Genomic DNA, 25,286 nt, shown 5'->3' with positions numbered 1-25,286 from the left:
CCGGGCGTACCGTCGGCCCATGATTACCATCACGGGCGAAAAGCAGGCCGTCGGGATATTCGCCGCGCGGCACCGTGCCCTGACCGTCGGGCTGGTGGCACTCATCTCCCTGGTCGCCTTCGAGTACCTGGCGGTGGCCACCGCCATGCCGGTCGTGGCCGACGAGCTGGACGGTCACGCGCTGTACGGGCTGGCGTTCAGCGGGGCGATGGCGGCCGGAGTGATCGCGACGGTGCTGGGCGGGCGCTGGGGCGACGTCAGGGGGCCGGTGGCGCCGCTCTGGGTCGGCGTGGCGCTTTTCGCCACGGGGCTGGTCGTGGCCGGGACGGCGCTGACGATGGACGTGTTCGTCGTGGGCCGTTTCGTGCAGGGCTTCGGCGGAGGCGTCTTCCAGGTCGCGATGTACGTGCTGGTCTCGCGGGTCTACCCGGCCGAGACGCACCCCCGGGTGTTCTCGATCTTCGCGACGGCCTGGGTGGTGCCCTCCATGGTGGGGCCGGTGATCACCGGCCTCGTGGTGGAGCACGCGAGCTGGCGCTGGGTCTTCATCGGCGTGACGGTGCTCCTCCTCCCCGCGGCGCTGCTGCTCTGGCGAGGGCTGGCCGCCGCGCCCATGTCGGACCGGCCGCGGACCGGCCCGCGCTCCTCGATCGCGCGACGGCTGGGCTGGGCGGTGCTCGTCGCGGTCGGCGCGGCACTGATGCAGTACGGGGGCGCGGCGCGCGGCGCCGGGTTCGTCCTGCTGGTCGTCGGGCTGGCCACGCTGGTCGCGGCGCTGCCCCGGCTGCTCCCTGAGGGAACCCTGCGCGCGGCCAGGGGCCTGCCCTCGGTGATCTCACTGCGGGGCATCGCGGCGGGCGCGGCCATCGGCGGGGAGGCGTTCCTGCCGCTGATGCTCAACGAGGAGCGTGGCCTGTCGCTGACCATGGCCGGGCTCACCCTCACCGGTGGCGCGCTGAGCTGGTCGTTCGGCTCGTGGGTGGTGGGTCGCCGGAGTTTCGACCGGGTCCTGGTGCTGTGCTGCGGTTCGGTGCTGATCGCCGTGGGACTCGTGCTGATGGGCCTGACCGTCTTCGCCGTCGTCCCGGTCGCCGCCGCGTTCCTCGGGGAGATCGTCCTGGGGCTCGGCATGGGCATCGTGTACCCGACGTTGTCGGTGCTCGTCCTGGAGCTGTCACCCCCGGGGGAGGAGGGGGAGAACAGCGCGTCACTGGGGGTCGCGGAGTCGGTGTACACGGTCGTCTCCGTCGCGGTCGCCGGCGCGCTCCTGGCGGCACTGGGTGCCTCGGCCGTCGCCTACCTGCTCTGTTTCGGGCTGGCGGCGTTGATGGCGACCACCGGAGCCCTGGTCGGCGCCCGGGTCAGAGCCGACGCCCCTGTCCGGGGCTGAGCTCCTCCTGGGTCTGCCTCCGTACCCGACCTGAGTTCTCTCCGCACCGAAAGCGCCAGAAATATCGTAAAAAACCTGACCTAATCCCACCCTCGCAAGCAGGGGGCATTCGCGGGCCGCCGTGGCACCATGGAAGAACGCCGTTCCCGGTGGTGTTGAGAGAAGTCCCGCCCTCGGGCGGGATTCGTGTTTTAGGAGCTTGAATTCTCCGGGTTCGGAGAGGTCAAGGGGGGGTCATGCCGCGTGTCCGCGAGCTTGAGGTGTTCCGGCTGGTGCTGCCGTACGGCAGGCGGCCGGAGAGTATCCTCGTCCGGATCACCGACTACGGGGGCATGACCGGGTGGGGCGAGGTCGTCGACGCCGACCCCAAGACCTGGGTCGCGTTGGAGGAGGGGCTCGCGCAGGCGCTGATCGGCGTCGACTGGGAGCACCCCGACGAGCTCGGCGCCGTCCCCGGTGGATCCGCCGCCGACATGGCCTGCTGGGACCTGTGGGCGAGGATGCGCGGAGTGCCGCTGGCCCACGCGCTGGGCGGTACCCGTACCTCCCTCACGGCTACCGTCAGGATCGGCGCCGACCGCAACCTGGAGAGCCTGGTCGCCCGGGTGAACCGGCACGTCTGCGCCGGGTACGCCCACGTCACCCTGGATGTCCACCCCGGCTGGGACATCGAGCCGCTGCGCGCCGTCCGCCAGGCGTACCCCGTGCTGGGCATCAGCGTGGACGCCCGCGGCGCCTACCGCGACGTCGCCGCCCTTGAGGCGCTGGACGCCTACACGCTCTCCGCCATCGAACGTCCCTTCGCCGGTCCCGCCGGTCTGGCCGACCACGCCGACCTGCAGCAGCGCGTCGCCGCCCCGGTCCTGCTCGAGGTCGCCTCGGCCGCGGAGCTGGACGAGGCGATCGCCGCGGGGGCGGGCAGGGCGCTGCTGCTCCGCCCGTCGGCCCTGGGCTCCCTGCGCGAGGTACGGCGGGTGCACGACCGTGCGATGCGCGCCGGATGGGATATCGCCTGCGCCGGAGGCCGGGGCACCGGGCTGGCCCGCGCGGCCACCGTCGCCGCCGCCAGCCTGCCCGGCTGCACCCTGCCCTGCGACGTGGCCGAACCGCCGCGCAGCGCGCAGATCGTCGACCCGCCGGTCGGCGCCTCCGGCGGCGTGGTGGCCGTGCCACTCACCCAGCCGGGCCTGGGCCACCGCATCGACGAGGCCCGTGTCCGCCGCTTGGCCAAGGAGTCGTACTCGGCTTGACGCGCTCCCCACTCTGAAGGCTGGAGCACCGGCCCGCATTCAGGTAGTACGGCCCCGCTCAGCCGCAGCCTTCGGCGATGCCCTTGGGAGCGGTCGGGTCCGGCTTCGCCGTGCTGCTCGCCCTGGGGAGGGGCGTGCGGGAGGTCGTGGCCCGAGGGGTGGACGTGGGGGGCGCGGTGGCGGTGAGGGGACGCCTGATGACGGCCGAGGAGTGCAGGGCCTTCGCGGTGATCGTGCGGATCCTGCTCCAGTCGGGGTAGCCGGTGTTGATCAGCGGCGGGACGAACTGGACGCTGGTCACCTTCGCGTTCTTGACCTTCAGCGCCAGCGGGACCAGGTGCTCCAGCATCGGGCGCGGGATGTCGGTCCGCAGCAGTTCCTTGGTGGCCAGCGCGACCTGGTTGAACCGCGACAGCACGGTCGCCGGGTCCGCCTGGGAGAGCAGGGCGCCCAGCACGCACCGCTGGCGCCCCATCCGGGTGTAGTCGTCGCTGTTGGTGCGCGAGCGGGCGAACCACATCGCGTCGGCGCCGCGCAGCCTGCGGGTACCCGCCTTGACCAGGCCCTCGTCGTACTTGCCGAAGACCACGTCCTGGGGCACGGTCACCGTCACGCCGCCGATCGCGTCGATCAGCCGGGCGAAGCCCCACATGTTGGCCAGGGCATACCAGTCGATCTTCAGGCCCAGTGTGTAGCCGACCGTGTCGATGAGCGTCTTCGCTCCCTGCTTCCCGCGGCCCCCGAAGATCTCCGGGTGCGCGTCGGCGTACTCCCAGACGGCGAAGAGCAGGTCCTCGCGCGAGCCGTCCGGATTGGCCGGGAGCCTGAATCCGTCGGGAAAGCGCCTCGCCATGGGGGAGCCGGGGACGAAGCGGATGTTCTCCAGGTTGCGCGGCAGGCTCAGCAGCACGGTGTTGCCGGTTTTGACATCTATGCTGGCCACGTTGACGCTGTCGGTCCGCACGCCCACCCGGTGGGTGTCGGCGTCCCCGCCGAGCAGCAGGATGTTCACCCGGTCGCGGCCCGCCCACGGGTCGTCCTCTCCACCCCCGCCGCCGGTGGGGCGTGAGGTGGACGGGGCAGTGAAGACGTCGTCCAGTGCCGACTGCGAGACCGCCGCGTACTGTCCGAGGAGGCCGAACGGCAGCAGTACGGTCACCGCGAGCGTTCCCGCCAGAACCCCGGCGACCGCCTGCCCGGCGCCGGGCAGCGTGCCGGGGTTCATCACCACGAACGAGTGCACGACCAGGACGAACCAGGCGACGCCGAGCGCCAGCGAGGCCACCGTGACGCCGGTCAGCCAGGAGGAGGAGACCAACCGCCCGGCGAGGTCACCGAGGTCGGAGGCGAGCGCGATCCAGAGCAGGGGCAGCAGCAGCGCCGCGTACGCGCACAGCAGCGCCAGTCCGGTCCTTCGCCATCCGGCGCGCAGATGCGCGGCGCCCGGGGCGATGGCGGCCAGCGCCGTCCAGCCGATGACCGCACCGACGCCGGGCGGCTTTGATCTGTCCCGCAATTGCTCCCCGTTTCCTCGCGCCTGACTCGGGCTTGACCGCTGCAGGGAGATGGTAGGGGGGCGAAACCAGGTCGCGGGCGACAAGTCGGTGAACAACTCGGGAAGTCGGCAAGGCTTTATCCTGTGATTTTGACTGGAATAAGATTCGGTCATGGTTTTCACCGAGATCGAGTACGGCGTGGCTGACGGCATCGCCACCATCACCCTCGACCGTCCGCACCGCCTCAACGCCTTCACCTACACGATGCGCCGCGAGCTGATCGACGCCTTCGACCTGGCCGACGCCGACGACGAGGTGCGCGTCGTGATCGTCACCGGCCGGGGCCGCGCCTTCTGCGCGGGCGCGGACCTCGGGGGTGGCGGTGACACCTTCAACCACGACAGGAGCGAGGAGATGTTCGGCGGTGAGGACACCGTCGACGGCTCGCCCCGCGACGGCGGCGGCACGGTCGCGCTCCGGATCGCCAGGTCGCTCAAGCCGGTCATCGCCGCGATCAACGGTCCCGCCGTGGGCGTCGGGGTGACGATGACGCTCCCGATGGACATCAGGCTCGCCTCCGACACCGCCAGGTTCGGCTTCGTCTTCGCCCGGCGTGGCATCGTGACCGAGGCCGCCTCCAGTTGGTTCCTGCCCCGGCTCGTCGGCATCTCCCAGGCCATGGAATGGGCCGTCACCGGCAGGGTCTTCCCTGCCGCCGAGGCGCTCCAGGGGCGTCTGGTCTCCAAGGTCGTCGCCCCCGGCGAGCTGCTCCCCGCCGCCCACGCGCTGGCCCGCGAGATCGCCGACAACACCTCCGCCGTCTCGGTCGCCGCGATCCGGCGGCTCATGTGGTCGGGCCTGTCGGCCGCCTCCCCCTGGGAGGCCCACCGAGCCGACTCGATGCTGATGCGCGACTTCGGCTCCGCGCCCGACAGCGTCGAGGGCGTCACGGCCTTCCTGGAGAAGCGGCCGGCGAAGTTCCCGATGAAGGTCTCCCACGACCTCTCCGCCGCGGTCCCCTCCTGGCCGGACAACCCTTACGAACCTCGCTGACCTTCCGGGCCTCGCCGTCAGGTCAGGATGCGGGAGGCGGCGTGGGGGGAACGGGAACCCGCCGGCAGGACATCACCAGGGGAAGGCGAACAGGCCGTAGTAGGCCGCGGCCACCAGGAGCAGGGCGGTGCCGCCGAGCACCCCGGCGATCGCGAAACTCTGCGGGCGTGAGGGCTCCCAGCCCTCCCGCAACCCCGCGGCGACGGCCGCCACGCCGGTGACCTCCTGCAGCAGCATCAGCAGCGCCAGGATCCTGATGACCAGCCACCCGGTGAGCACCGCGGGCCACGCCCCGGCCTGGTTGACCGAGAACAGCACGAGCAGCGTGATGAACGCCACCACCGAGACGAGCAGCCCGGCCCCGGTCCACGCCATCCGGCGTAACCGCCGCCGGACCGGCGGCCAGATCCGGGCGTTGGTCTCCGCAGCGGGTGACCGGCCGCGGAGCCGCACCACCATCTCGGCCACCGGGCCGACCACGTAGCCGACCGCGGCCAGGCAGAGCGTCAGCCCGATGACGGTCCCCCCGGCGTACCAGGGAGCCGCGGGAACGTCGCTGGCCTCCAGGCGCTGGATCGGCGTGGCACCGGCGATGCGCACCGCGGGCCTGGCCGTGCCGGGCAGGCCCAGGACCCAGTTGGCCAGCGTCTGCAGGTAGCCGGGGGCGAACGGGCCGCCGTGCACGCGCATGCCGTGGTCGGCGCGGTCGAGGTAGCGGATGGTGTAGTCGCTGTTACCGCCCTCGGCGAGCGCGCCGGTCAACGCCATGCTGCTCTCCACGAACGGGATCGAGGGGTCACGCGTGCCGTACAGGGCCAGGACCGGCTGCCGCATCCCGCGCAGCGCGGGCAGACCGTCGTAGCGCAGGAAGTTCATGTCCACGGCGCCCATGGCGCGGGTGAGCAGCTCGCGTACCCCTCTGGGCGCGTACAGCCGTTCGAGCTGCTCGCCCAGCGCCCAGGTCACCTGTCGCATGGGGGAGACGTTGGGGGCCGACACCAGCACGGTGAACCCGACGGCGCTGCTCCTGGTGGCGGCGATGGGTACCACCCAGCTGCCCTCGCTCACCCCCCAGAGTCCCGCTCTGGCCGGGTCGACGTCGTCGCGGACGAGCAACTCCTCCAGAACGAGCAGGGCGTCGCGGGCGAGCAGGCCGAAGTCACGGCTGCGGAAGTCGTAGCCCACGGCCCGCTTGTCGTAGACGAGGGTGACGATCCCGGCCCTGGCCAGCCACTCGGCCTGGGTCGTGAACTCTCCCCTGACCCCGGGCCCGGCCCCCTGCACGAAGACCAGCGCCGGGTGGCGCCCGGGGGCTACCGGCGCGCGGATCGTCGCCTGGAGGGGGATACCGTCCTCGGCCGTGACGGTGACGTCCTGCGTGGTGATCTGCCTGGTCGCGGCGACCGGCCTGACCTCGTCCAGCGGCTGGGGAGGAAGGGTCTGGAAGACCGGGTCGGCGCGGAGCGGGGTCGGGTCGAACGGCGGCGGCAGGGTGTAGCCCACCGTCGCGAGAACCACGAGAATCAGGCCGGAGGCGACGCTCAGAACGCCACGGCCGGCCTGGTTGCCGATCCGATCCCCGATCGTCACTCGCCTCCGTGATCGTCGTTTCCCGGTATCGTTCCCTCTGATCTTCAAGCGTACCCATGGACGAAAACCCTGAGCGGAACGGGCGATGCGAGTGATGTGAGTGGCCACATTTGTCGCTGAGTCCTGTTAGCTTCGTGCGACATGCGGGTGCTGCACACATCGGACTGGCACCTGGGCCGCTCGTTCCACCGGGAGAGTCTCCTGGCCGCCCAGGGTGCCTTCGTCGACCACCTGATCGAGACCGTCAGATCGGAGCGGATCGACGTGGTCGCGGTCTCCGGTGACGTCTACGACCGGGCGCTGCCCTCGGTCGACGCGGTCGAGTTGTGCAACCAGGCGCTGCGGCGGCTGGTCGACACCGGGGCGCGCACCGTGCTGATCAGCGGTAACCACGACTCGGCGCGCCGCCTCGGCTTCGGCGCGCACCTCATCGACGCGGCGGGCGTCCACCTGCGCACCGACCCCGAGCGGGTCGGCGAGCCGGTCGTCGTCGACGACGTCGCCTTCTACGGCATCCCCTACCTGGAGCCCGAGCTGGTGCGCGCCCCCTGGGAGCTGCCCGAGCGCACCCACACCGCCGCGATCGGGCACGCCATGTCCCTGATCCGCGCCGACCTCACCCGGCGCGGACCCCGGTCGGTGGTCCTCGCCCACGCGTTCGTGACCGGGGGGCGGGGCAGTGACAGCGAGCGCGACATCAGCGTGGGAGGAGTCGCGCACGTCCCGGTGTCCGCCTTCGACGGTGTCGACTACGTGGCGCTCGGCCACCTGCACGGTCGTCAGCGGATGAGCGAGACCGTCCGCTACTCCGGTTCCCCGATCGCCTACTCCTTCTCCGAGGCCGGCCAGGTGAAGGGATCCTGGCTGGTCGACATCGGCCCCGGCGGGTACGAGCGCGCGGAGTTCGCCGAGGCCCCGGTGCCCAGGCCGGTCGGCCGGCTCACCGGTCGCATCGACGACCTGCTGGCCGCACCCGAGCACGCCCGCTACGAGGACCACTGGCTCCAGGTGACGCTCGTCGACCGGATCCGGCCCAAGGGTGCGATGGAGCGGCTCAGGTCCCGCTTCCCGCACACCCTCGCCCTGTCCTTCGAACCCGAGGGCGGGGTCGGTGAGACCGTCACCCGGCCCAGGGTGACCGGGCGCCCCGAGATCGAGGTCGCCCTCGACTTCGTCCGCGAGGTGCGCGGCGAGGCCGCCGACCCCGCCGAGACCGAACTGCTGCAGAGGGCCGTCGAGGCCTCCCGCGCGAAGGAGGCGATGGCGTAGATGCGCCCGCACCGTCTGTGGATCACCGCCTTCGGCTCCTTCCCCGGTGAGGAGCAGGTCGACTTCGACGCCCTCGCCGAGGCGGGGCTCTTCCTGATCCACGGCCCCACGGGGGCGGGCAAGACCACGGTGCTCGACGCGCTCTGCTACGCCCTGTACGGCAGGGTACCGGGCAGGCGCGACAGCGCCAAGAGCCTGCGCTGCGACCACGCGCCCTCGGGACGTGGGCCCAGCGTGGCGCTGGAGGTCACGATCAGGGGGCGCCGACTGAAGATCACCCGGTCGCCCGGCTGGCAGCGCCCCAAGCTCAGGGGCACCGGCACGACCAGGGAGAACGAGAAGGCACTGCTCGCCGAACTCGCTCCCTCGGGGGAGTGGGTGGGGCTGACCAACCGGGTCGACGAGGCGGGGGAGTTCATCGGCACCCTGCTCGGCATGAACGCCGAGCAGTTCCTCCAGGTCGCGATGTTGCCCCAGGGGGATTTCGCGAAGTTTCTCCGTGCGGACGGGGAGGACCGGCGCAAGGTCCTGGAACGCCTCTTCTCGGTGAAGGTCTACGCCACCGCCGAGTCCTGGCTCGCCGACCGGCGCACCGAGGCGTTCCGCGAGCAGCAGGCCCTCCGCAAGGAGGTCGACTTCGCGGTGAAACGCCTTGAGGAGGCCGCGGGGTCCGCGCTCTCGGCCGCGTTGACAGAGACCTCGGCGGAGACCTCGGCGGAGACCTCGGTGGAGGTCTCGGTGGAGGACGACCCGCTGGGATGGGCCCACGCGGTCGAGGAACTCGCGGCACGGGAGGTCACCCGGCTGGGCGGTGTGGGCGTTGGCAGCGAGGCCGCCGTACGGCAGGCGCGTGAGAGCCTGGAACGCGGCACCGCGCTGGCCGACCGACGCCGCCGTCACGCCGAGGCGCTGACCAGGAGCCGGGCGCTGGAGGAGACCGCCGAGGAACGCGCGGACCTGGAGACCCTCCTGGAGGAGGCGGCGGCCGCCGACCGGGTGCTGCCGCTGATCCAGGGCGCCGAGCAGCGCGCCGAGGCCGCGACCAAGGCCCGAAGCCTGGCCGCCGACGCCGTCGCCCGCGCACTCCCGCTCATCGATGCCACCCGGGACGTCGTCCGCGACCGCACGGGCGCCGACGCGCTCTGCGACGACGCCCGGCATCGGGCGGAGTCCGACACGGACCGCCGTCATGCCGTTCTCGGTCACCTGGTCGAGCTGGAACGCGATCGCCGGAGCGAGATCACTCGCCTGGGCGAGCTGCGCACGGAGGAGTCACGCCTGGCGGGAATCGTCAGGGAGCGGGACAGGGCCGCTCGCGAGATCGTCGAGCTGGCCGCCGCGCAGGCCATGGCCGACTCCCGCCTGAAGGTCATCCCCGAGCTCCGGCGGGAGGTGGACGAGCGTCTCACCGCCGCCCGTCTGGACGCCGCCCGCGTCCCCGCCGCCGAGTCGGCGGTCGAGGGCGCCGCCACCCGCCTCCGGGCGGCCGAGCGGCGCGACCGCCTCGCCGCCGACCTGGCCGCGGCCCGCGCCGACCTCGCCACCGGGCTTGCCGCTCTCCCGCCAGGGGTCCGCGACGCCTTCGCCACTCCCGTGAGCGGTGACCTGCCTCCGGGTGAGGCCCATGACGTGCTCGGGACCCGTCGTGAGGACGCCGGCCTGTCCGTCGAGCCCGGTGAGATCCGCGAGCTCCTCGCCGCCCGAGAGAGGGAGTGCGGGCGACAGCTGGCCGGACTGGAAGGGCTGCGGGTCGAGGAGGCGCGGCTGGCCGAACTCGACGGGCTGATCGCCGTACTCGACGACGAGCTCGCGGAGGCGGCCCGGCAGGAGGACAAGGTCCGCGAGCTCCGGCAGGCGCTGCCCGCCGAGGCGGCGGAGGCGACCGCACGGCTGAACGAGGCCAGGGCCGCCGGGGCGGGACTTCCGGCGGCGCGGGCGCGTGCCGAGGCCGCCACCGCGGTGCTCGCCGCGGTACGGCGCCGCGAGGCGCTCAGCGCCGAGCTGGAGGTCGCGCGCGCGGCCCAGGTCGAGACCACCGACCTCGCGCAGACGCTCCGCGACCGCTACCAGGACATCCAGCGGTCCAGGATCGAGGGCATGGCCGCCGAGCTCGCCGCCAAGCTCGCCCCCGGCGACCCCTGCGCGGTCTGCGGTTCGCCCGACCACCCCGCCCCGGCGGCCCCCGCGGACGAGGCGCGCACCGCCGAGGACGAGCGCGCGGCCCAGGGCGCCTACGAGGCGGCCCAGGAACGGCGCCGGGACGCGGAGAGCGCGGTCACGGTGCTGCTCTCCCGTCTCGGCGAGGTCCGCACCGTCGCGGGGGAGGAGACCGGGGAACGGGCGGGGGAGACCCTCGCCGGGGCCGAGCGGGAACTGGAGGCACTGACCGCCACGGCGAGCACCGAGGACGCCCTCGCCACCGAGGTGGAGCGGATCACCGCCGAGCTGGACGACGCGAGAACCCGGATCGAGGAGATCGCCCGGCGGCTCGCCGAAGGCCGTGCCCGCCTGGCGGGATGGCGGGCCGAGCGTGAGCGCCTGACCGCCCGCCTGGACCGGGCCCGGGGCGACGACCTCACGGTCCAGGCCCGCCGCGACCGTCTGGCGGCGGAGGCCGGGCGTCTCTCCACGGCCCTGGCCGCAGCCGTCCACGCCGTCGAGGTCGCCGCGGCCCACCGGGAGGCGAGCGACCGGACCGACCTGGCCGTGCCCGACGCCGCGGGCGAGCTCGCCAAGGCGGAGGGAGTGCTGGCCGGGCTCCGGGAGTCGGCCGAGGCCGAGCCGGCGCTGGCGGCGGAGGCGGCCGTGATCGCCGCCGAGTCCGAGCGGCTCCGGGAACGCTCGCGCGAACTCGCCGTCGACCTGGCGGCCCGCCGTACGGACGTCGAAAGGCTCGGCGCCGACGCCGAGCGGCTGGCCGGGCGCATCGACGAGGCGCGCGGCCAGGACCCGACACTGACCGCCAGGCTGGACCGGCTGGCCGACGAGGCGGAACTGCTCAGGGAGGCCGTCGAGGCGGTCAGGGACGAGCGGGTCAGCGCCGCCGAGCTGGTGACCGCCCGCGACCGGGCGCTGAGCGCCGTCGTCGAGGCGGGCTTCCTCGGGCTGGACGACGCCCGCGCGGCCGTACGCTCTCCCGCCGAGCGGGAGGAGAAGGCCGCCCGCCTCCACGAGCTCGCCACGGAGAGCGCCGCGGTCGCCGCCATGCTCGCCGACCCCGAGCTGGTCACCGCCGCCGCCGAGCCGGAACCCGACCTGTCGAGCCTGCGTGAGGCGCGGGACGCGGCCGACGCCGCCCATGCCCGCCTGCTCTCCGAGCGAAGCCAGGCCGAGGGCCGGCTGACCCGGCTGGCCGCTCTCCGCACCGAGCTGGCCGCCTGCCTGGAACGCTGGCGGCCCGCCGACGAGCAGCACCGCCTGGCCGACCGGCTCGCCGCCCTGACCGGCGGGAACTCCGCCGACAACCGGTGGAGGATGCGGCTCTCCTCATACGTGCTCGGTGAGCGCCTCAGTCAGGTGGTCGCCTCGGCCAACGAGCGGCTCGACCACATGTCGGGCGGGCGCTACCTGCTGGAGCACAACCGCGACCGCTCCGCCGGCGACCGGAGCAGGTCCGGCGGCGGACTCGGCCTGCACATCCTGGACAGCTGGACCGGCGTCGGCCGCGACCCGGCGACCCTGTCGGGTGGCGAGAGCTTCATCACCTCCCTGGCCCTGGCCCTCGGCCTGGCCGACGTGGTCACCGCCGAGGCCGGCGGAGTCGACATCGGCACGCTCTTCGTCGACGAGGGCTTCGGCACCCTGGACGAGGACACCCTCGACGGGGTGCTCGACATCCTCGACGGCCTGCGTGACAACGGCCGCGCGGTCGGCATCGTCAGCCACGTCGCCGAGCTGCGCACCCGGGTCCCCGCCCAGCTGCACATCCGCAAGGAGCGCCGGGGCTCGACGGTCCGTCAGTGACCGTCCCCGGTTACTCGGTAGCGCTTCCGTCGACGGCGCGGTGAGATTCGCGCGTTCGTGACCTCCGCCAAGGAACGGAGCGCCGGGAGAGCCGCCCGGCATTTCGGATCACGCATTGACTCCGCATGTGCCGCTGCTTACTATTCGTTTCACGCCGTTCGGTTCAGCTGAACGTCGTACCGCTGACCGGAACGCCGATGGAATCCGAATCATGGAATCCCTGCGGGCTCACACGGTCACGGTCCCCCGCCCCCTGATCAGCCGAGGAAACCGTGACCGCCGAGGAGCTCGAAGAGGAGCAGGAACCCGGACGTGCCCGTTCCGGTATCGCACGGGTTCTCGCTGTGATCGATGTCATCGGCAGTTCGTCTCAGGCCCAGGGCGTCTCGACGATCGCCCGGCGCACCGGACTGCCCAAGGCCGTGGCGCACCGCATCCTGCGGGAGCTGGTGACCGGCCAGTTCCTGAGCTTCGACGAGGAGCGGAAGCTCTATCGCCTCGGTCCCGGGGCGCTGAGCGTCGGCCTGGCCGCCATGCGCGAGCTCGACGTGCCGGCTATCGCCCATCGCCATCTGGTGGCGCTGTCCGAACGGACCGGCGAGACGACGACCCTGTCGCTCCGCCAGGGCTGGTCGCGGATCTACGCCGATCAGGTCCTCTCCGACCAGGAGATCCGCATGTCGGTGGCGCTGGGCACCAGTCATCCGCTGCACGCGGGGTCCTCCTCCAAGGCGATCCTCGCGGCGCTGCCCGACGCGGAGGTGGCCGACTACGTGGCCCACCACCGGCTTGACAGCGTCACCGACGCCACGATCACCTCCACGGCCGAGCTGAGCGGGGAGATCGCCCGGATCCGCGCCCTCGGGTACGCGGTCAGCTCCGGTGAGCGGCAGTCGGGGGCGGCGAGTGTGGCGGCGGCCTTCCACGGCGCGACCGGACAGGTCGTCGGCTCGGTGTCGGTGTGCGGGTCGCAGGACATGTTCACCCGCTGCCGCAGCGAGTCGCTCGGGGAGTGGGCGGCCGCCACCGCCGCCGACATCTCGGCCGACCTCGGCTGCCGTACGGCGGAGGGGGACGGGCGTCGCGCGACGTCCGTCCCGTGAGCGCGAAGACATTCTTCACACATCAGCACAACCATCTCTGAACTGGGAGTGAGCATGCGCGACGGACCACTGGAAGGTCTGCGAGTCGTCGACGCCTCGACGATTCTGGCGGGGCCGCTCTGCGCTCAGATCCTCGGCGACTTCGGTGCCGACGTGGTGAAGATCGAGCATCCGACGGCGGGCGACGGCATGCGCGGCCACGGCGAGTCCAAGGACGGCGTCTCGCTGTGGTGGAAGGAGATCTCCCGGAACAAGCAGACGATCGGGCTCAGCCTGTCCGCGCCCGAGGGGGCCTCGCTCTTCCTGCGGCTGATGGAACGCACCGACGTGCTCATCGAGAACTTCCGGCCGGGCACCCTGGAGCGCTGGGGGCTCGGCCCCGAGAAGCTGCACGAGGTCAATCCCGGGCTGGTCATCGTCAGGATCACCGGCTTCGGGCAGTCGGGGCCGTACGCGGGACGGGCCGGGTTCGGCACGCTCGCCGAGGCGATGAGCGGCTTCGCCCACCTGACCGGGGAGGCCGAGGGACCGCCCACGCTGCCCGCCTTCGGGCTGGCCGACAGCATCTGCGGCATCGCGGCCTCGTCGGCGACGATGATGGCGCTGTGGGAGCGCGAGCGTGACCCGGAAAAGCGCGGTCAGGTCGTCGACATGAGCCTGCTGGAGCCCATCATGACGGCCGTCGGCCCCTCGCCGACCGTCTACCAGCAGCTCGGGACCATCGCGCACCGGCACGGCAACCGTTCCACCAACAACGCGCCGCGCAACACCTACCTCACCTCCGACGGCCACTGGGTGGCGGTCTCGACCAGTGCCCAGACGATCGCCGAACGGGTGATGCGCCTGGTCGGGCACCCCGAGGTGATCGACGAGCCCTGGTTCGCCACCGGCGCGGGCCGGGTCCAGCACGTGGAACTACTGGACAGGCTGCTCGGCGACTGGGTCGCCGAGCGCACCAGGGAGGAGGTCGTCGCGGAGTTCACCGCGGCGGGCGCCGCGATCGCCCCCGTCTACAGTGCCCGTGACCTCGTGGAGGATCCCCATGTCCGCGAGACCGAGATGCTCACCTCGGTCGACGACGCCGACCTCGGTCCGCTGCTGATGCACAACGTGATGTGGCGGATGTCGCGGACACCGGGCCGGATCCGATTCACCGGCCGTGACCTGGGAGCCGACACGGACCATGTGCTCGTCAAGGAACTGGGCTGCGACCCCGCCACCCTGAGTGACCTACGAGAACGAAAGATCATCGCCTGATCCGCGACGGCGCGGTGACGCGTCGATCGGGGGACAGGCGGACATCGGGAGAGACGAGACGACGTGAGCACATCCACCACCCTGGCCACCTTGCCGGGAGAGACGGTACGCGACCCCCTGCTGGAGGCGGTACGCGGCGGCGTGACCGTGTACGACCTGGGTCGCCCGTTCTACGCGGGCATGCCACAGTCGCCCAACCATCCCGCGTACACCCACACGCTCCCGCGCCGCCACGGAGACAAGGTGCGCCCCGACGGTGGGTCGGCGGCCAACGACATGCTCGTCATGGGCACCCACGTGGGCACGCACATCGACGCGCTGGCCCATGTGTCCCACGACGGCAGGCTGCACGGCGGCGCGGACGCGGCGGCGGCCTGTGTCGGGGGCCGCTACCCCGAGCACGGCGTCCACACGGTCGCGCCGATGGTGTGCAGGGGCGTGCTGCTCGACCTGCCCGCCGCGCTCGGAGTGGTCTCCTGCGAGCCGGGCTACGAGATCACCCCGGCCGACCTGGACCGGGCCGTACGGGAACAGGGCGCCGAGGTCGAGGCCGGTGACGTCGTGCTGATCCGCAGCGGGTGGGGCGGTCGCTTCTCCGATCCCGACCGCACGGTCTACATCGGTTCCGAGTCCGGCGTCCCGGGGGTGGGGGAGGCTGGGGCGTACTGGCTGGCCGAGCGCGGGGTGCGCGCCGCCGGGGCCGACACCATCGCCTTCGAGTGCCTGCCCCCGGGACAGGGACACAGCGTGCTGCCCGCGCACCGGGTGCTGCTGGTGGAGTCCGGCATCTACCTCATCGAGACGATGAACCTGGAGGAGCCGGCCCTGCACGGCGTGCACGAGTTCACCTTCGTGCTGTCGCCGCTGGCGCTCTTCGGCGCCACCGGCTCCCCGGTGCGGCCCCTCGCTTTGGTCGGACGCCCGCCGCTGCGGGGCTCCGAGGCCGAAGGACGGGGCGGTCGCCGTGGCTGAACCGACGCCCGGCCGCCAACCGGCCGGCTTCGCCGTCGACAGCGTCCGGTTCCCCGCGGTGCCGCGCGCCCGCGACGCCGACGGCCGGGAGCGGAGCCAGGAGGCGTCCACCAACAGGGGCAGCTCCCAGCGGCCGTTCTCGGTGGGCGAGCCGGCGGCGAAATTCGGCGACAACGCCGAGGGGCGGCCGCCGGCCGCCGCCATGGACGCCGTGACCGACCGGGTGGCACGGCTCGACGAGCTGGACAACATCGGAGACCTGCTCCGCCTGGTGGCGGAGCCGCAGCACGCGACAGGAGACGGCCGTGACTGAGTATGACCTGCTGGTGAAGAATGTCCGCGTGGTCTCGCACGACCGCGACGAGCCCGTCGAGGCGGACATCGCCATCAAGGACGGGCGGATCGCCAGGGTGGAACCCGGCCTGGACGCCTCGGCGGCCCGCGAGGTCGTCGACGGCGCCGGCAAGCTCGCCTTCCCCGGCGTGGTGGACGCCCACCAGCACTGGGGCATCTACAACCCGCTGGGCGAGGACACCGTCTCCGAGAGCAGGGCGAGCGCCCAGGGCGGTGTCACCACCGCGCTGACCTACATGCGGACCGGCCAGTACTACCTCAACAAGGGCGGCGAGTACGCCGACTTCTTCCCCGAGGTGCTCGACGCCGCCGCCGACCGCGCCTACATCGACTACGGCTTCCACCTCGCGCCGATGTCGCGCGGTCACATCGGGGAGATCCCCGACCTGATCGAGCGCTTCGGCGTCACCTCGTTCAAGGTCTTCATGTTCTACGGCAGCCACGGCCTGCACGGTCGCTCCGCCGACCAGAACTCCTTCCTGATGATCCCGCCAGGGGAGCGCTACGACTACGCGCACTTCGAGTTCGTGATGCGCGGCGTGCAGGCGGCCAGGGAGCGCTTCCCCGACCTCGCCGACGAGATCTCGCTGTCGTTGCACTGCGAGACCGCCGAGATCATGAGCGCGTACACCAAGATGGTGGAGGACGCCGGAGACCTGAGCGGCCTGGCCGCCTACCACGCCTCCCGGCCGCCGCACTCCGAGGGCCTGGCGGTCTCCATCGCCTCCTATCTGGCCCACGAGACCGGCCTGCCCACCATCAACCTGCTGCACCTGTCGTCTCGGAAGGCGGTGGACGCCGCGGTCAGGATGGCCGGCGCGTTCCCGCACATCAACTTCCGGCGCGAGGTGACCGTCGGCCACCTGCTGGCCGACATCACCACCGCGCACGGCCTCGGCGGCAAGGTCAACCCGCCGCTGCGGCCCCGCGAGGACGTCGAGGCGCTGTGGGAGTACGTGCTGGACGGCACCGTCGACTGGGTGGTCAGCGACCATGCCTGCTGCCGGGACGAGACGAAGTTCGGCGAACCGCGTGACGACATCTTCGTCGCCAAGTCCGGCTTCGGCGGAGCCGAGTACCTGCTCCCGGGGATGATCACCGAGGGCCGTCGCCGCGGCCTGTCCTACGGGCGGATCGCGGCGCTCACCTCGCAGAACCCGGCGACCCGTTACGGCCTGCGCACCAAGGGCGCCATCGCGGTCGGCCTGGACGCCGACCTGTGCCTTGTCGACCCGGGCCAGACCTGGACCGTCCGGGCCGCGGACTCGGAGTCGACCCAGGAGTACACCCCGTTCGAGGGCTTCGAGCTGACCGCCCGGGTCACCGACACCTTCGTCCGCGGCAACCGGGTCCTCGACGCCGGCAAGATCGTCGGTGACCCGGTGGGCCGCTACATCCACCGCCCCACCGGCATCGCCTGACCGGTTCCGCCAGGAAGCGACCGGGCCCCGCTCTCCGAGCGGGGCCCGGTCGCTTCCATTTGCCACCATGCCGGTTCGAAGGCCGTACGGGGGGATCAAACGATCGATCCGATGGCCTCTCACGACCGGGAGCACATCGGAAACGGCAGACGAGAAGAAAGGCCGGCGTGGTCCCGCGGGTGCGGGTTCTGGAGGGCACGACGGCGGTGAGGCGTTCGCGGGAAGTCAGCGATCCGGAAAGGATCGGCTGGACAGGTCCTCAGAGCGCTCTCGTCATGAACGCGCTGTTCGGGTCGGGTTTGTAGTCCGCGAACGGCTCGCAGTACTCGAATCCGAACTTCTCGTACAGCTTCCTGGCCGGCAGGAAGAACTCGGCCGCCCCGGTCTCGAGGCTCAGCCTGGTGAATCCCATCCGTCTGGCCTCGGTGACGATGTGCTCCAGGAGGAGGGATGCGATTCCGCTCCGCTTGCGCGTCGGCCTGGTGCGCATCGACTTGACCTCCGCGTGGCCCGCGTCCAGCCTCTTGATCGCGCCGCAGCCGACCAGGATGTCACCGTCCATGACGGCCCAGAAGGTGATCTCTGGCCTGCGCAGGCCCTCCAGGTCGAGGGCGTGCTTGCTCTCCAGCGGAGTGATGGACCGCATCTCCTGGACGTGCTCGTCAAGGAATCCGGCGATCTCCGGACCGGAGAGGTCATCAACTACGATCTTCAATTCCGTGCTCATCCTCCTGTGGGAACAATCGATCCTCCCACCGGACATCACGGAACCGGAAGGCGGGCGCCGGGGAGAGGCGCGGTCGCCCTGGGGCACGGCCCACTTGCGCCGCCGGGCGGCGAGACCTTCTCGATCGCGCCGATGTGGCGCGGCCCCCTGCCGCCGCGGTCGGGCGGCGGGCGGATGCAACCTGAGCTCCACGGGAAGTCCATCCCATGTTATTGCGAGTTAGTTGCAAGTGATAGAAGTTCTCTTGTGACAAAACTTCTCCAGAAGTCCGCCACGCTGTGCGTCGTCCTCGCTCTGGCCGGAGCGGCCTGCTCCGCCCCTCGGGGCGCGGCCGACCCGCCGGATGACACGTTCGTCATCGGTCTGAGCTCGGAATTCGACAATTTGAGCCCGGTGCTCGGGTTCTCCCCTGACGGGGGCTCGTTGATCTTCGACGGGTTGATGAGCCGGGCACCCGATCTGACGATCAAGCCCGCGCTCGCCGCTGAGCCGCCCACCGTCTCCGCGAACGGGACGACCGTCACCTTCACCCTGAAAGAGGGGCTGAAGTTCCATGACGGAAAGCCGCTGACCAGCAAGGACGTGGAGTACACCTACGAGGCGCTGCTCGATCCCGCCAACGGCTCCACGATCAGGAGCGACTATTCGGCGATCAAGGATGTGGCGGCTCCCGACGCGCGGACCGTGGTGTTCGGTCTTCGGTATCCCTATGCGCCGTTCGTGCAGCGCACCACGCTCGGCATCGTGCCGATGGGCACGATGGAGAAGACCAGACCGGTCGGCAGCGGCCCCTACCGGTTCGTCTCCTGGACGCCCGGGGACAAGATCGTGTTGGAGGCGAACAAGGAGTACTGGGGTGGCGCTCCGGCGATCTCCCGGCTGGTGCTCGCCTTCGCACCCGACGACAACGTGCGCGCGACCCGGGTCCGGGCGGGCGAATTCGACGCCACCGTGCTGCCGCCGAAGGCCGCCGCCGGCCTACGTGGCCGGCAGGACCTGAGCGTGTACGACGTGCCGAGCGCCGACTATCGCGCGATCGTGTTCCCGATGACCCAGCCGGTGACCGGCGACCGGGCCGTACGCAGGGCGTTCGGCCTGGCCCTCGACCGGCAGGCGATGGTCGACACGATCCTGGCCGGCGCGGGCGTTCCCGCCTACGGGCCGATCTCGCCCGACACCGGATGGCACGACCCCGAGGTGACCGGTGGCACCGACCCCGAAGCCGCGGGGAGGCTGCTCGACGAGGCAGGCTGGATCATGGGTGAGGACGGCATCAGGGAGAAGGACGGCAGGGACGCCGAGTTCACTCTGATGTATCCGGCGGGCGATTCGCTGCGCAAGGAACTCGCGCTGGCCGCCGCCTCCGACGCCAAGAGGATCGGTCTGCGGGTCGAGCCGATCGGCCTGGACTGGGACGCGATCGAAGCGCGACTGGACAGGGACGCGGCGGTCATGGGGTTCGGCAGCCCGTACGACCCCGACTACGTCAACTACGAGCTGTTTCACTCCGACTTCAAGGGCCAGGGCTTCTTCAACCCGGGCCGTTACGACAATCCCGAAGCCGACAGGCTGCTGGAGCAGGGCAGGGCCTCGGGCGAGCAGGCGGAACGCGAGCGGATCTACGCCGACTTCCAGAAGGTCGTCAGGGACGACGAGGTCTATTCGTACCTGGTCTTCCTCAAACACGTGTACGTGATCCGCGGCAGGTACGAAGGGATCGTGCCGGGCGTGGACGGCCACGAGCACGCCACTGGAGGCCTGTTCGCCGGCATCCACACCTGGAAGCCGGCCGCGTGAGAGCGGTACTCAAGATGGTCGCCTGGCGGGCGGCCTTCGCGGTGCCACTGCTGGTGACCGTCACGATCGTCATGTTCGCGCTGGCCCAGGCCTCCCCCTTCGACCCGGTCAGGCAGTACCTCGGCGAACGCGCGCTGGTCACTTCTCCCGAGGTGGTCGAGTCGATCAGGCAGAACTGGGGCCTGGACCGGCCGGTCCTTGAGCAGTACGCCACCTGGTTCGGCAACCTGGTCAGCGGCGAGCTGGGCGAGTCGCGCTCCCTGCACCGGCCGGTCAGCGAGATCATCGGCGAGCGGCTGGGCTGGACCCTGCTGGCCACCGGCTCGGCGCTGGTACTGATGTTCGCCGGCAGCCTGGTGGTGGGGACCCTCGCCGCCTGGCGGCGCGGCTCCTGGGTGGACCGGGTGATCACCGGCGGCGCGTTCGCCAACGAGGCCGCCCCGGTGTTCTGGCTGGGGCTGCTGGCCATCTGGGTCTTCGCGGTCCAGCTGGGCTGGCTGCCGGCAGGGGGCCTGACCGACGCGGCGTCGACCACGATCGACCCCGCCGACGTGGCCGCGCACCTGGTCCTGCCGGTCGCGGTGCTGGCGATCTCCCAGTCGTCGTGGCTGGTGCTCTACGTGCGGGAGTCGGTCATCGGGGTGCTGCGGGAGGACTTCGTGATCGGCGCGCGCGCCCGCGGCCTGCGCGAGCGAACCGTGATCGTGCGGCATGCGCTGAGGTCGGCGCTGCTGCCCTTTCTCACCCTGCTCGGCGCTCGGATGCCGGAACTGGTCACCGGCGCGATCCTGGTCGAGACGATCTTCTCCTGGCCCGGCGTCGCCGCGGCCTCGGTGCAGGCGGCGCTGGCCGTGGACTTCCCGCTGCTGGCGGCGCTCACGCTGCTGGGCACGGCGGCGGTGCTGGCCGGCAACCTGCTCGCCGACATCGCCTACACCGTGGCTGATCCGCGGGTGCGCACTTTGGGGGTGGGCTGAATGCCGGTGAGGTTCGCGGCCGGCACCCTGGTGCTGCTGGCGCTCGCCGTGCTCCTGGTGCCGCCCGTCGTGCAACTCGACCAGAGCCTGGTGGACCTGCGCGCGGCCGGGCAGCCGCCCTCTCTATCGCACCCTCTCGGCACCGACGAGGTCGGGCGGGACGTACTGATCCGGTCGATCTACGGCCTGCGCGTCTCCTTTCTCGTCGGCCTGGTGGCCGCGCTGGTCAGCATGGTGATCGGCGGGCTCATGGGCCTGGCGGCGGGCACTCTGGGAGGACTGCCCGACCGCCTGCTCATGCGGGTGGTGGACGGTTTCAACGCCCTGCCGCACCTGCTGTTCGGCATCTTCATCGTCGCGCTGTTCGCGCCGAGCGCCACCGCCGTGGTGATCTCCGTGGGGGTGACGCACTGGACCACGGCGGCGCGGATCGTGCGCTCCGAGGTGCTCTCGCTGCGCTCGCGCCCGTTCGTGGAGGCGGCGATCTCCGGAGGCTCGACCAGGATGCGGGTGGTCCGCCGCCATCTGCTACCGCACCTTTTCCCGCACCTGACGCTGGCGACGGTGCTGATGATGCCCCACGCGATCTGGCATGAGACCGCGCTGAGCTTCCTCGGCCTGGGACTCCCGCCGCATCTGGCCTCACTCGGCAACATGATCAACGATGGGCAGCGCTCGCTGCTCACCGGCGACTGGTGGTCGAGCCTGATGCCCGGCCTGTTCATCCTGGTGCCCACGCTGGCGGTGTCGGTGCTGGCCCAGCACTGGCGCGACCGCCGCAGCCCCCGCTGGAGATCGGAGCTGGAACTGTGACCGGCAGGAGACGGCTACGGGTCCAGGGGCTGAGCGTCAGCTTCCGCATCCCGGGCGCGACGGTGCGAGCGGTCAGCGAGGCGACCTTCGAGGTACGGCCGGGTAGCTGCCTGGCCCTGGTGGGAGAGTCCGGGTGCGGCAAGTCGGTGCTCGCGCACGCGCTGCTCGGCCTGCTGCCGGACAACGCGACCGTCTCCGGCCAGGCATGGCTGGAGCACGGCGAGGAGCCGGTGGAACTCCTCGGCGCCTCGCAGGCCGTACTGGCCAGGCGGGTGCGCGGGCGCGAGATCGGGCTCATCCCGCAGAGCCCGGCCACCCACCTCACGCCCGTGCGCACGGCACGGGCGCAACTTCAGGAGGCCGTGCGCGAGCTCGGCTCGCACGCCACGGCCGATGACCTGGCGGCGCGGTACGGCCTGCGCCCGCGGGAGCTGGACCGCTACCCGCACGAGCTGTCGGGCGGCATGGCCCAGCGGGTGGCGAACGCGATCGCGCTGGCGGGCGACCCGTGGCTGGTGCTGGCCGACGAGCCGACCAGCGGGCTGGACCGGCCGCTGGTGGACCGGGCGATGGGGACGCTGCGCGAGCTGTGCGACGAGGGACGTGCGGTACTCCTGATCACGCACGACCTGCGGGCCGCCGAACGGGTCGCCGACGACCTCGCGGTGATGTACGCCAGCCGCCTGGTCGAGGTGGGGCCGGTGGCCGAGGTGCTCGGGCGCCCCCGCCATCCGTACACGGCGGGGCTGGTGGCGGCCCAGCCTGATCGGGCGTTCGTCCCCGTCCCCGGCCTGCCGCCCGAGCTGACCCGGCTGCCCGGAGGATGTGCGTTCCGGTCGCGCTGCGGCCACGAGACCGAGCGGTGCGCGGTGCCGCCACCGATGGACGGCGGCGTGGCCTGCCACCACGCCCTGGAGGACAGGCATGCTTGAGGCGTCCGGAATCACCGTCAGGTACGGCAGGCACACCGCGTTGGACGAGACGTCCCTGACGATCATGCCGGGTAAGGTGACCGGCCTGGCCGGGCCGAGCGGCTGCGGGAAGTCGACGCTGGCCAGAGTCATGGCGCTGATGCTGCGTCCGGCGTCGGGCACGCTCACCGTGGACGGCACGATCGTGACGCGCTGGCGGCAGCGCGCGGCCCGCGAGCTGCGCATCCGGGTGGCCCTGATCTACCAGCAGCCCAGGCTCGCGGTGGATCCGCGGCTCAAGCTCGCCGAAGTGATCGGCGAGCCACTGACCGCGAACGGCCGGCCGGACGAGGGGCGCGTCACCGAACTGGCCCGGGAGACAGGTCTGACCGGCGACCTGCTCACCCGATGGCCGCACGAGGTCTCCGACGGGCAGTTGCAGCGGGCCTGCGTGGCCAGGGCGCTGACCTTGGAACCCCGCTACCTGATCTGCGACGAGATGACCACCATGCTGGACGCCTCCACACAGGCACACCTGGTCGGGGTGGTGAACGCCTACCGGGAGCGTACCGGGGCGAGGGTACTGGCGATCAGTCACGACCCGATCCTGCTGGATCGCTGGGCCGACGAGGTCGTCGGTCTCGCCGGACAGGGAGATCTGTCTCCATCATGAACACGATCTTGTACGTGGATCGCACCGGCCCCCCCTCACTGTGGGAACGAAACGGGGTGGGTCGCCCTTTCTCCGGCCGGTGCGAGTGCGGGTTGACTGATCATCGCGATGATGATGAGGTTCTGTGCCAGCGTCGCGGTGCACCCGGCAAAGAGATCGCCGAGGGCATGGAGGCGCCGGAACACTGGACGACCGTGGAAACACCCGATGGACGCCTGAGGGCGTTCGGCAACCAACTGATCGAAGTACATCTCTGGCTCCGCGAGGAGCTCGCCGCACTCCGCGAGAACGTCGAGGCCTACCTCGGCGGCGGCGTGCGCCCCCGCGAACTGCGGGCCCACTGCCTGACCTTCTGTTCCGCCCTGCACCGGCACCACACCGGTGAGGACGACGGCGCGTTCCCCGAGCTCGCCGAGCGGTTTCCCGAACTGCGCCCGGTGCTGGACGAACTGCGTCGCGACCACCGGCTGGTGGAGGACTCCCTCAGGAGGCTGGAGGCGCTCGTCGGCAGCCTGGACCAGGAGACGGATCCGGTCCAGGTACGCGGCGAGCTGGACAGTCTCGCCGCGCTGATGGAGACGCACTTCGTCTACGAGGAGAAACGCATCGTCTCGGCGCTCAACGCGCTGAACGTGCCGGGCTGGGATCGTTTCCGGCCCGATTTCCTGCTCACCGACGACGAGGAGAGCTGATCGGTTCGTGTCCGCAGCGGTGTTCAGGCAACCGCCTTTGCCGTGGTCACGTGCACCCTGGCCGGAGCACATGATCAGACGAAGGCCGCCTCGACGTCCGGCGAACGACCGGGCGGGCGAACCGCTCGACCTGAGCGGCGAGGCCGCCTTCGCCGGCCGTGACCCCGGCCTCGACGCCTGAGGGGAACACGGCCGCGGACGGTCGGCTCGGAACGGACTCACGGAGAGATCCGTCCCGAGCCGACGTTTTCTCAGGCTATTTCAGTAGTAGAGATAAAGGGCGAAGCGAGAGCCTTCGAGATCGCACCTGTAAGACTGGACGATGCCGCCGTTGGTAATGGCGGTGAAACCGGTTCTGTTGCAGTCGTTTTTGTACTGGTAGTAGCCCGCGAGGTGCCAAGACGGGGCGGCCTGCGCGGAGGCCGCCGTGGTGGTGGTGGCGGCTGCGGCGGGGCCGGCCATGGTGCCGAAGACAAGTCCACCGGCCATCAGCGCCGCTGTGGCCAGACGACGAGCTCTCATTTTCTTCCTGCCCTTCGTAGAAGAAACACGTGCCATCTGAAAGGCGACTCCCGCGAGAATCGCGTCCCGAACACGTGATGTCCTGTCGCAGAGTGCGTGGTCATGCTTGGAAAACGCTTGTGAGCCGATGGGAAGGCTGGTGGGGCACTACTTGACTGGCCTGGCCAAGCTGTCCCGCGCCATCGATCGGGCGCCGAACACCCCGGCACGCCGACCGGCCGCGACAACCTCGCCTACGCCTACGGGGCGGAGGCGAATGTCCGGTCGTGCCGAGGAGCGAGCGGTCAGCGGTTCCGTGATCTGCTCTGGGGCGGGTCGCCGGGGCTGGTGCCGGCCTGCGGTGCGGGACGAGGGGTGGAGGCCGGTGAGTTCAGGACGTCATGCAGATTGAGCGGGGCGGGCGATGGGAGGGACTCGGCCTGTTCGGCGCGGAAGGCGCTGAGCAGGTAGGCGACGAGTCGTCGGGACGCGGCCAGGGCCGCTTCGGTGGATTCGGCGATGATGCCGCTGTTGGCCATGAGCAGTAGGGCGAGGTCGTCCGGCACGAAGTCGGCGCGCAGCCGCCCGGTCTCCTTGGCGCGTCGCGTCAGCTCGGCGAAGCCCTGTATGGCGCGGTCGCGTTCCTGTTCGATGTCGACCGCGTCGGGGAACGCCGCGATGAAGGCCGCGCTGAAGCCACGGTCGACGGCCTGCATGGTGCACACCTTCTCGATGGCCGTGCAGAACCCGCGCCACGGGTCCGGATCGGCCAGCGCGTCGTCGAGGACCGACACGCATGCCTCGAACTGATCGGCGAACACCTCGGTGACCAGCGACTCCTTCGTGGGGAAACGGCGGTAGAGCGTCGCGATCCCCACCTGGGCATGCCGGGCGATCGCGGCCATCGGCACGTCGAGTCCGCGGTCGGCGAACAGTTCGCGAGCGACCTCGACGATGCGGTCGCGGTTCTGCCGTGCGTCGGCGCGCAACCCCACGGCCGCGTCGGGGACGGCCGGCATACGAGAGGTCTTAGCGCGCATGTCTCTCACTTTAGGCCAAGTGGATAGGTCTCTCCAC

Annotated in this window: 21 protein-coding genes; 16 read left to right on the top strand and 5 right to left on the bottom strand. The window is 71.3% G+C overall.

Annotation, left to right across the window (positions count from 1 at the left end; genetic code table 11):
• Positions 1-19 precede the first annotated feature (19 nt).
• Both IG98_RS0135910 and IG98_RS0135905 read left to right on the top strand, forming a co-directional pair.
• Positions 20-1,390 (top strand): MFS transporter, encoded by a 1,371-nt coding sequence (locus IG98_RS0135910; RefSeq protein ID WP_037972162.1) that lies wholly within the window; start codon positions 20-22, stop codon positions 1,388-1,390.
• 236 nt (positions 1,391-1,626) lie between these two features.
• Positions 1,627-2,640, top strand: a complete 1,014-nt coding sequence (locus tag IG98_RS0135905) for an enolase C-terminal domain-like protein (RefSeq protein WP_030922889.1) — start codon at positions 1,627-1,629, stop codon at positions 2,638-2,640.
• A 58-nt stretch (positions 2,641-2,698) separates the two neighbouring features.
• Here IG98_RS0135905 and IG98_RS0135900 read toward each other — a convergent pair whose 3' ends face one another.
• The gene (locus tag IG98_RS0135900) at positions 2,699-4,156 is read right to left on the bottom strand and encodes an LCP family protein (RefSeq protein ID WP_245651861.1); all 1,458 of its coding nucleotides are present in this window, start codon (positions 4,154-4,156) and stop codon (positions 2,699-2,701) included.
• A 151-nt stretch (positions 4,157-4,307) separates the two neighbouring features.
• On the opposite strand from IG98_RS0135900, the gene IG98_RS0135895 reads away from it, so the two are divergent.
• The gene (locus tag IG98_RS0135895) at positions 4,308-5,189 is read left to right on the top strand and encodes an enoyl-CoA hydratase-related protein (protein WP_030922883.1); all 882 of its coding nucleotides are present in this window, start codon (positions 4,308-4,310) and stop codon (positions 5,187-5,189) included.
• Positions 5,190-5,261: 72 nt separating this feature from the next.
• On the opposite strand, the gene IG98_RS0135890 is transcribed toward IG98_RS0135895, so the two are convergent.
• Positions 5,262-6,779, bottom strand: coding sequence for an alpha/beta hydrolase family protein (locus IG98_RS0135890; protein WP_245651860.1), 1,518 nt, complete (start codon positions 6,777-6,779; stop codon positions 5,262-5,264).
• A gap of 141 nt (positions 6,780-6,920) precedes the next feature.
• Here IG98_RS0135890 and IG98_RS0135885 point away from each other — a divergent pair, with 141 nt between their 5' ends.
• The 7 genes from IG98_RS0135885 (at position 6,921) to IG98_RS0135855 (ending at position 17,118) form a co-directional block, all read left to right on the top strand.
• Positions 6,921-8,048: an exonuclease SbcCD subunit D gene (locus IG98_RS0135885; protein ID WP_030922876.1), complete on the top strand. Its 1,128-nt coding sequence runs from the start codon at positions 6,921-6,923 to the stop codon at positions 8,046-8,048.
• On the top strand, positions 8,049-12,011 hold the full coding sequence (locus tag IG98_RS0135880) for an AAA family ATPase (RefSeq protein ID WP_030922873.1): 3,963 nt from the start codon (positions 8,049-8,051) through the stop codon (positions 12,009-12,011).
• Positions 12,012-12,283: 272 nt separating this feature from the next.
• The gene (locus IG98_RS0135875; protein ID WP_051753380.1) at positions 12,284-13,114 is read left to right on the top strand and encodes an IclR family transcriptional regulator; all 831 of its coding nucleotides are present in this window, start codon (positions 12,284-12,286) and stop codon (positions 13,112-13,114) included.
• Positions 13,115-13,168: 54 nt separating this feature from the next.
• Positions 13,169-14,371 (top strand): CaiB/BaiF CoA transferase family protein, encoded by a 1,203-nt coding sequence (locus IG98_RS0135870; protein WP_030922867.1) that lies wholly within the window; start codon positions 13,169-13,171, stop codon positions 14,369-14,371.
• A gap of 63 nt (positions 14,372-14,434) precedes the next feature.
• Complete coding sequence (locus IG98_RS0135865) at positions 14,435-15,343, top strand: cyclase family protein (RefSeq protein WP_157594715.1); 909 nt, start codon at positions 14,435-14,437, stop codon at positions 15,341-15,343.
• Positions 15,336-15,656: a hypothetical protein gene (locus IG98_RS0135860; RefSeq protein WP_030922861.1), complete on the top strand. Its 321-nt coding sequence runs from the start codon at positions 15,336-15,338 to the stop codon at positions 15,654-15,656. The genes IG98_RS0135865 and IG98_RS0135860 overlap by 8 nt, the downstream gene beginning before the upstream one ends.
• Positions 15,649-17,118 (top strand): dihydroorotase, encoded by a 1,470-nt coding sequence (locus IG98_RS0135855; protein ID WP_030922858.1) that lies wholly within the window; start codon positions 15,649-15,651, stop codon positions 17,116-17,118. The genes IG98_RS0135860 and IG98_RS0135855 overlap by 8 nt, the downstream gene beginning before the upstream one ends.
• Positions 17,119-17,377: 259 nt before the next feature.
• On the opposite strand, the gene IG98_RS0135850 is transcribed toward IG98_RS0135855, so the two are convergent.
• Positions 17,378-17,833: a GNAT family N-acetyltransferase gene (locus IG98_RS0135850; RefSeq protein ID WP_030922856.1), complete on the bottom strand. Its 456-nt coding sequence runs from the start codon at positions 17,831-17,833 to the stop codon at positions 17,378-17,380.
• A gap of 258 nt (positions 17,834-18,091) precedes the next feature.
• On the opposite strand from IG98_RS0135850, the gene IG98_RS0135845 reads away from it, so the two are divergent.
• The 6 genes from IG98_RS0135845 (at position 18,092) to IG98_RS0135820 (ending at position 23,708) form a co-directional block, all read left to right on the top strand.
• On the top strand, positions 18,092-19,642 hold the full coding sequence (locus tag IG98_RS0135845) for an ABC transporter substrate-binding protein (RefSeq protein WP_063766348.1): 1,551 nt from the start codon (positions 18,092-18,094) through the stop codon (positions 19,640-19,642).
• The gene (locus IG98_RS51275) at positions 19,639-20,619 is read left to right on the top strand and encodes an ABC transporter permease (protein ID WP_245651859.1); all 981 of its coding nucleotides are present in this window, start codon (positions 19,639-19,641) and stop codon (positions 20,617-20,619) included. The genes IG98_RS0135845 and IG98_RS51275 overlap by 4 nt, the downstream gene beginning before the upstream one ends.
• Complete coding sequence (locus tag IG98_RS51270; protein WP_030922846.1) at positions 20,620-21,432, top strand: ABC transporter permease; 813 nt, start codon at positions 20,620-20,622, stop codon at positions 21,430-21,432.
• On the top strand, positions 21,429-22,364 hold the full coding sequence (locus IG98_RS0135830; protein WP_037972161.1) for an ABC transporter ATP-binding protein: 936 nt from the start codon (positions 21,429-21,431) through the stop codon (positions 22,362-22,364). Before IG98_RS51270 ends, IG98_RS0135830 begins: the two co-directional genes overlap by 4 nt.
• On the top strand, positions 22,357-23,016 hold the full coding sequence (locus IG98_RS0135825) for an ABC transporter ATP-binding protein (protein WP_051753379.1): 660 nt from the start codon (positions 22,357-22,359) through the stop codon (positions 23,014-23,016). Before IG98_RS0135830 ends, IG98_RS0135825 begins: the two co-directional genes overlap by 8 nt.
• A 194-nt stretch (positions 23,017-23,210) precedes the next feature.
• Positions 23,211-23,708: a hemerythrin domain-containing protein gene (locus IG98_RS0135820; RefSeq protein ID WP_030922837.1), complete on the top strand. Its 498-nt coding sequence runs from the start codon at positions 23,211-23,213 to the stop codon at positions 23,706-23,708.
• 261 nt (positions 23,709-23,969) lie between these two features.
• Here IG98_RS0135820 and IG98_RS0135810 read toward each other — a convergent pair whose 3' ends face one another.
• The gene (locus IG98_RS0135810) at positions 23,970-24,230 is read right to left on the bottom strand and encodes a hypothetical protein (RefSeq protein WP_157594714.1); all 261 of its coding nucleotides are present in this window, start codon (positions 24,228-24,230) and stop codon (positions 23,970-23,972) included.
• 284 nt (positions 24,231-24,514) lie between these two features.
• On the bottom strand, positions 24,515-25,249 hold the full coding sequence (locus tag IG98_RS0135805) for a TetR/AcrR family transcriptional regulator (protein ID WP_084195896.1): 735 nt from the start codon (positions 25,247-25,249) through the stop codon (positions 24,515-24,517).
• Between the last annotated feature and the right edge of the window lie 37 nt (positions 25,250-25,286).

The sequence above is a fragment of the Streptosporangium amethystogenes genome, assembly GCF_000721075.1.
Classification (GTDB): Bacteria; Actinomycetota; Actinomycetes; order Streptosporangiales; family Streptosporangiaceae; genus Streptosporangium; species Streptosporangium amethystogenes.
This window is presented reverse-complemented; position numbering and strand designations above follow the sequence as displayed.

Bases quoted from the DNA above. Each gene is read 5' to 3' on its own strand.
- IG98_RS0135880 (WP_030922873.1), top strand. From the start codon at position 8,049: ATGCGCCCGCACCGTCTGTGGATCACCGCCTTCGGCTCCTTCCCCGGT.
- IG98_RS0135810 (WP_157594714.1), bottom strand. From the start codon at position 24,230: ATGAGAGCTCGTCGTCTGGCCACAGCGGCGCTGATGGCCGGTGGACTT.
- IG98_RS0135895 (WP_030922883.1), top strand. From the start codon at position 4,308: ATGGTTTTCACCGAGATCGAGTACGGCGTGGCTGACGGCATCGCCACC.
- IG98_RS0135910 (WP_037972162.1), top strand. From the start codon at position 20: ATGATTACCATCACGGGCGAAAAGCAGGCCGTCGGGATATTCGCCGCG.
- IG98_RS0135885 (WP_030922876.1), top strand. From the start codon at position 6,921: ATGCGGGTGCTGCACACATCGGACTGGCACCTGGGCCGCTCGTTCCAC.
- IG98_RS0135825 (WP_051753379.1), top strand. From the start codon at position 22,357: ATGCTTGAGGCGTCCGGAATCACCGTCAGGTACGGCAGGCACACCGCG.
- IG98_RS0135805 (WP_084195896.1), bottom strand. From the start codon at position 25,249: ATGCGCGCTAAGACCTCTCGTATGCCGGCCGTCCCCGACGCGGCCGTG.
- IG98_RS0135905 (WP_030922889.1), top strand. From the start codon at position 1,627: ATGCCGCGTGTCCGCGAGCTTGAGGTGTTCCGGCTGGTGCTGCCGTAC.
- IG98_RS0135870 (WP_030922867.1), top strand. From the start codon at position 13,169: ATGCGCGACGGACCACTGGAAGGTCTGCGAGTCGTCGACGCCTCGACG.
- IG98_RS51270 (WP_030922846.1), top strand. From the start codon at position 20,620: ATGCCGGTGAGGTTCGCGGCCGGCACCCTGGTGCTGCTGGCGCTCGCC.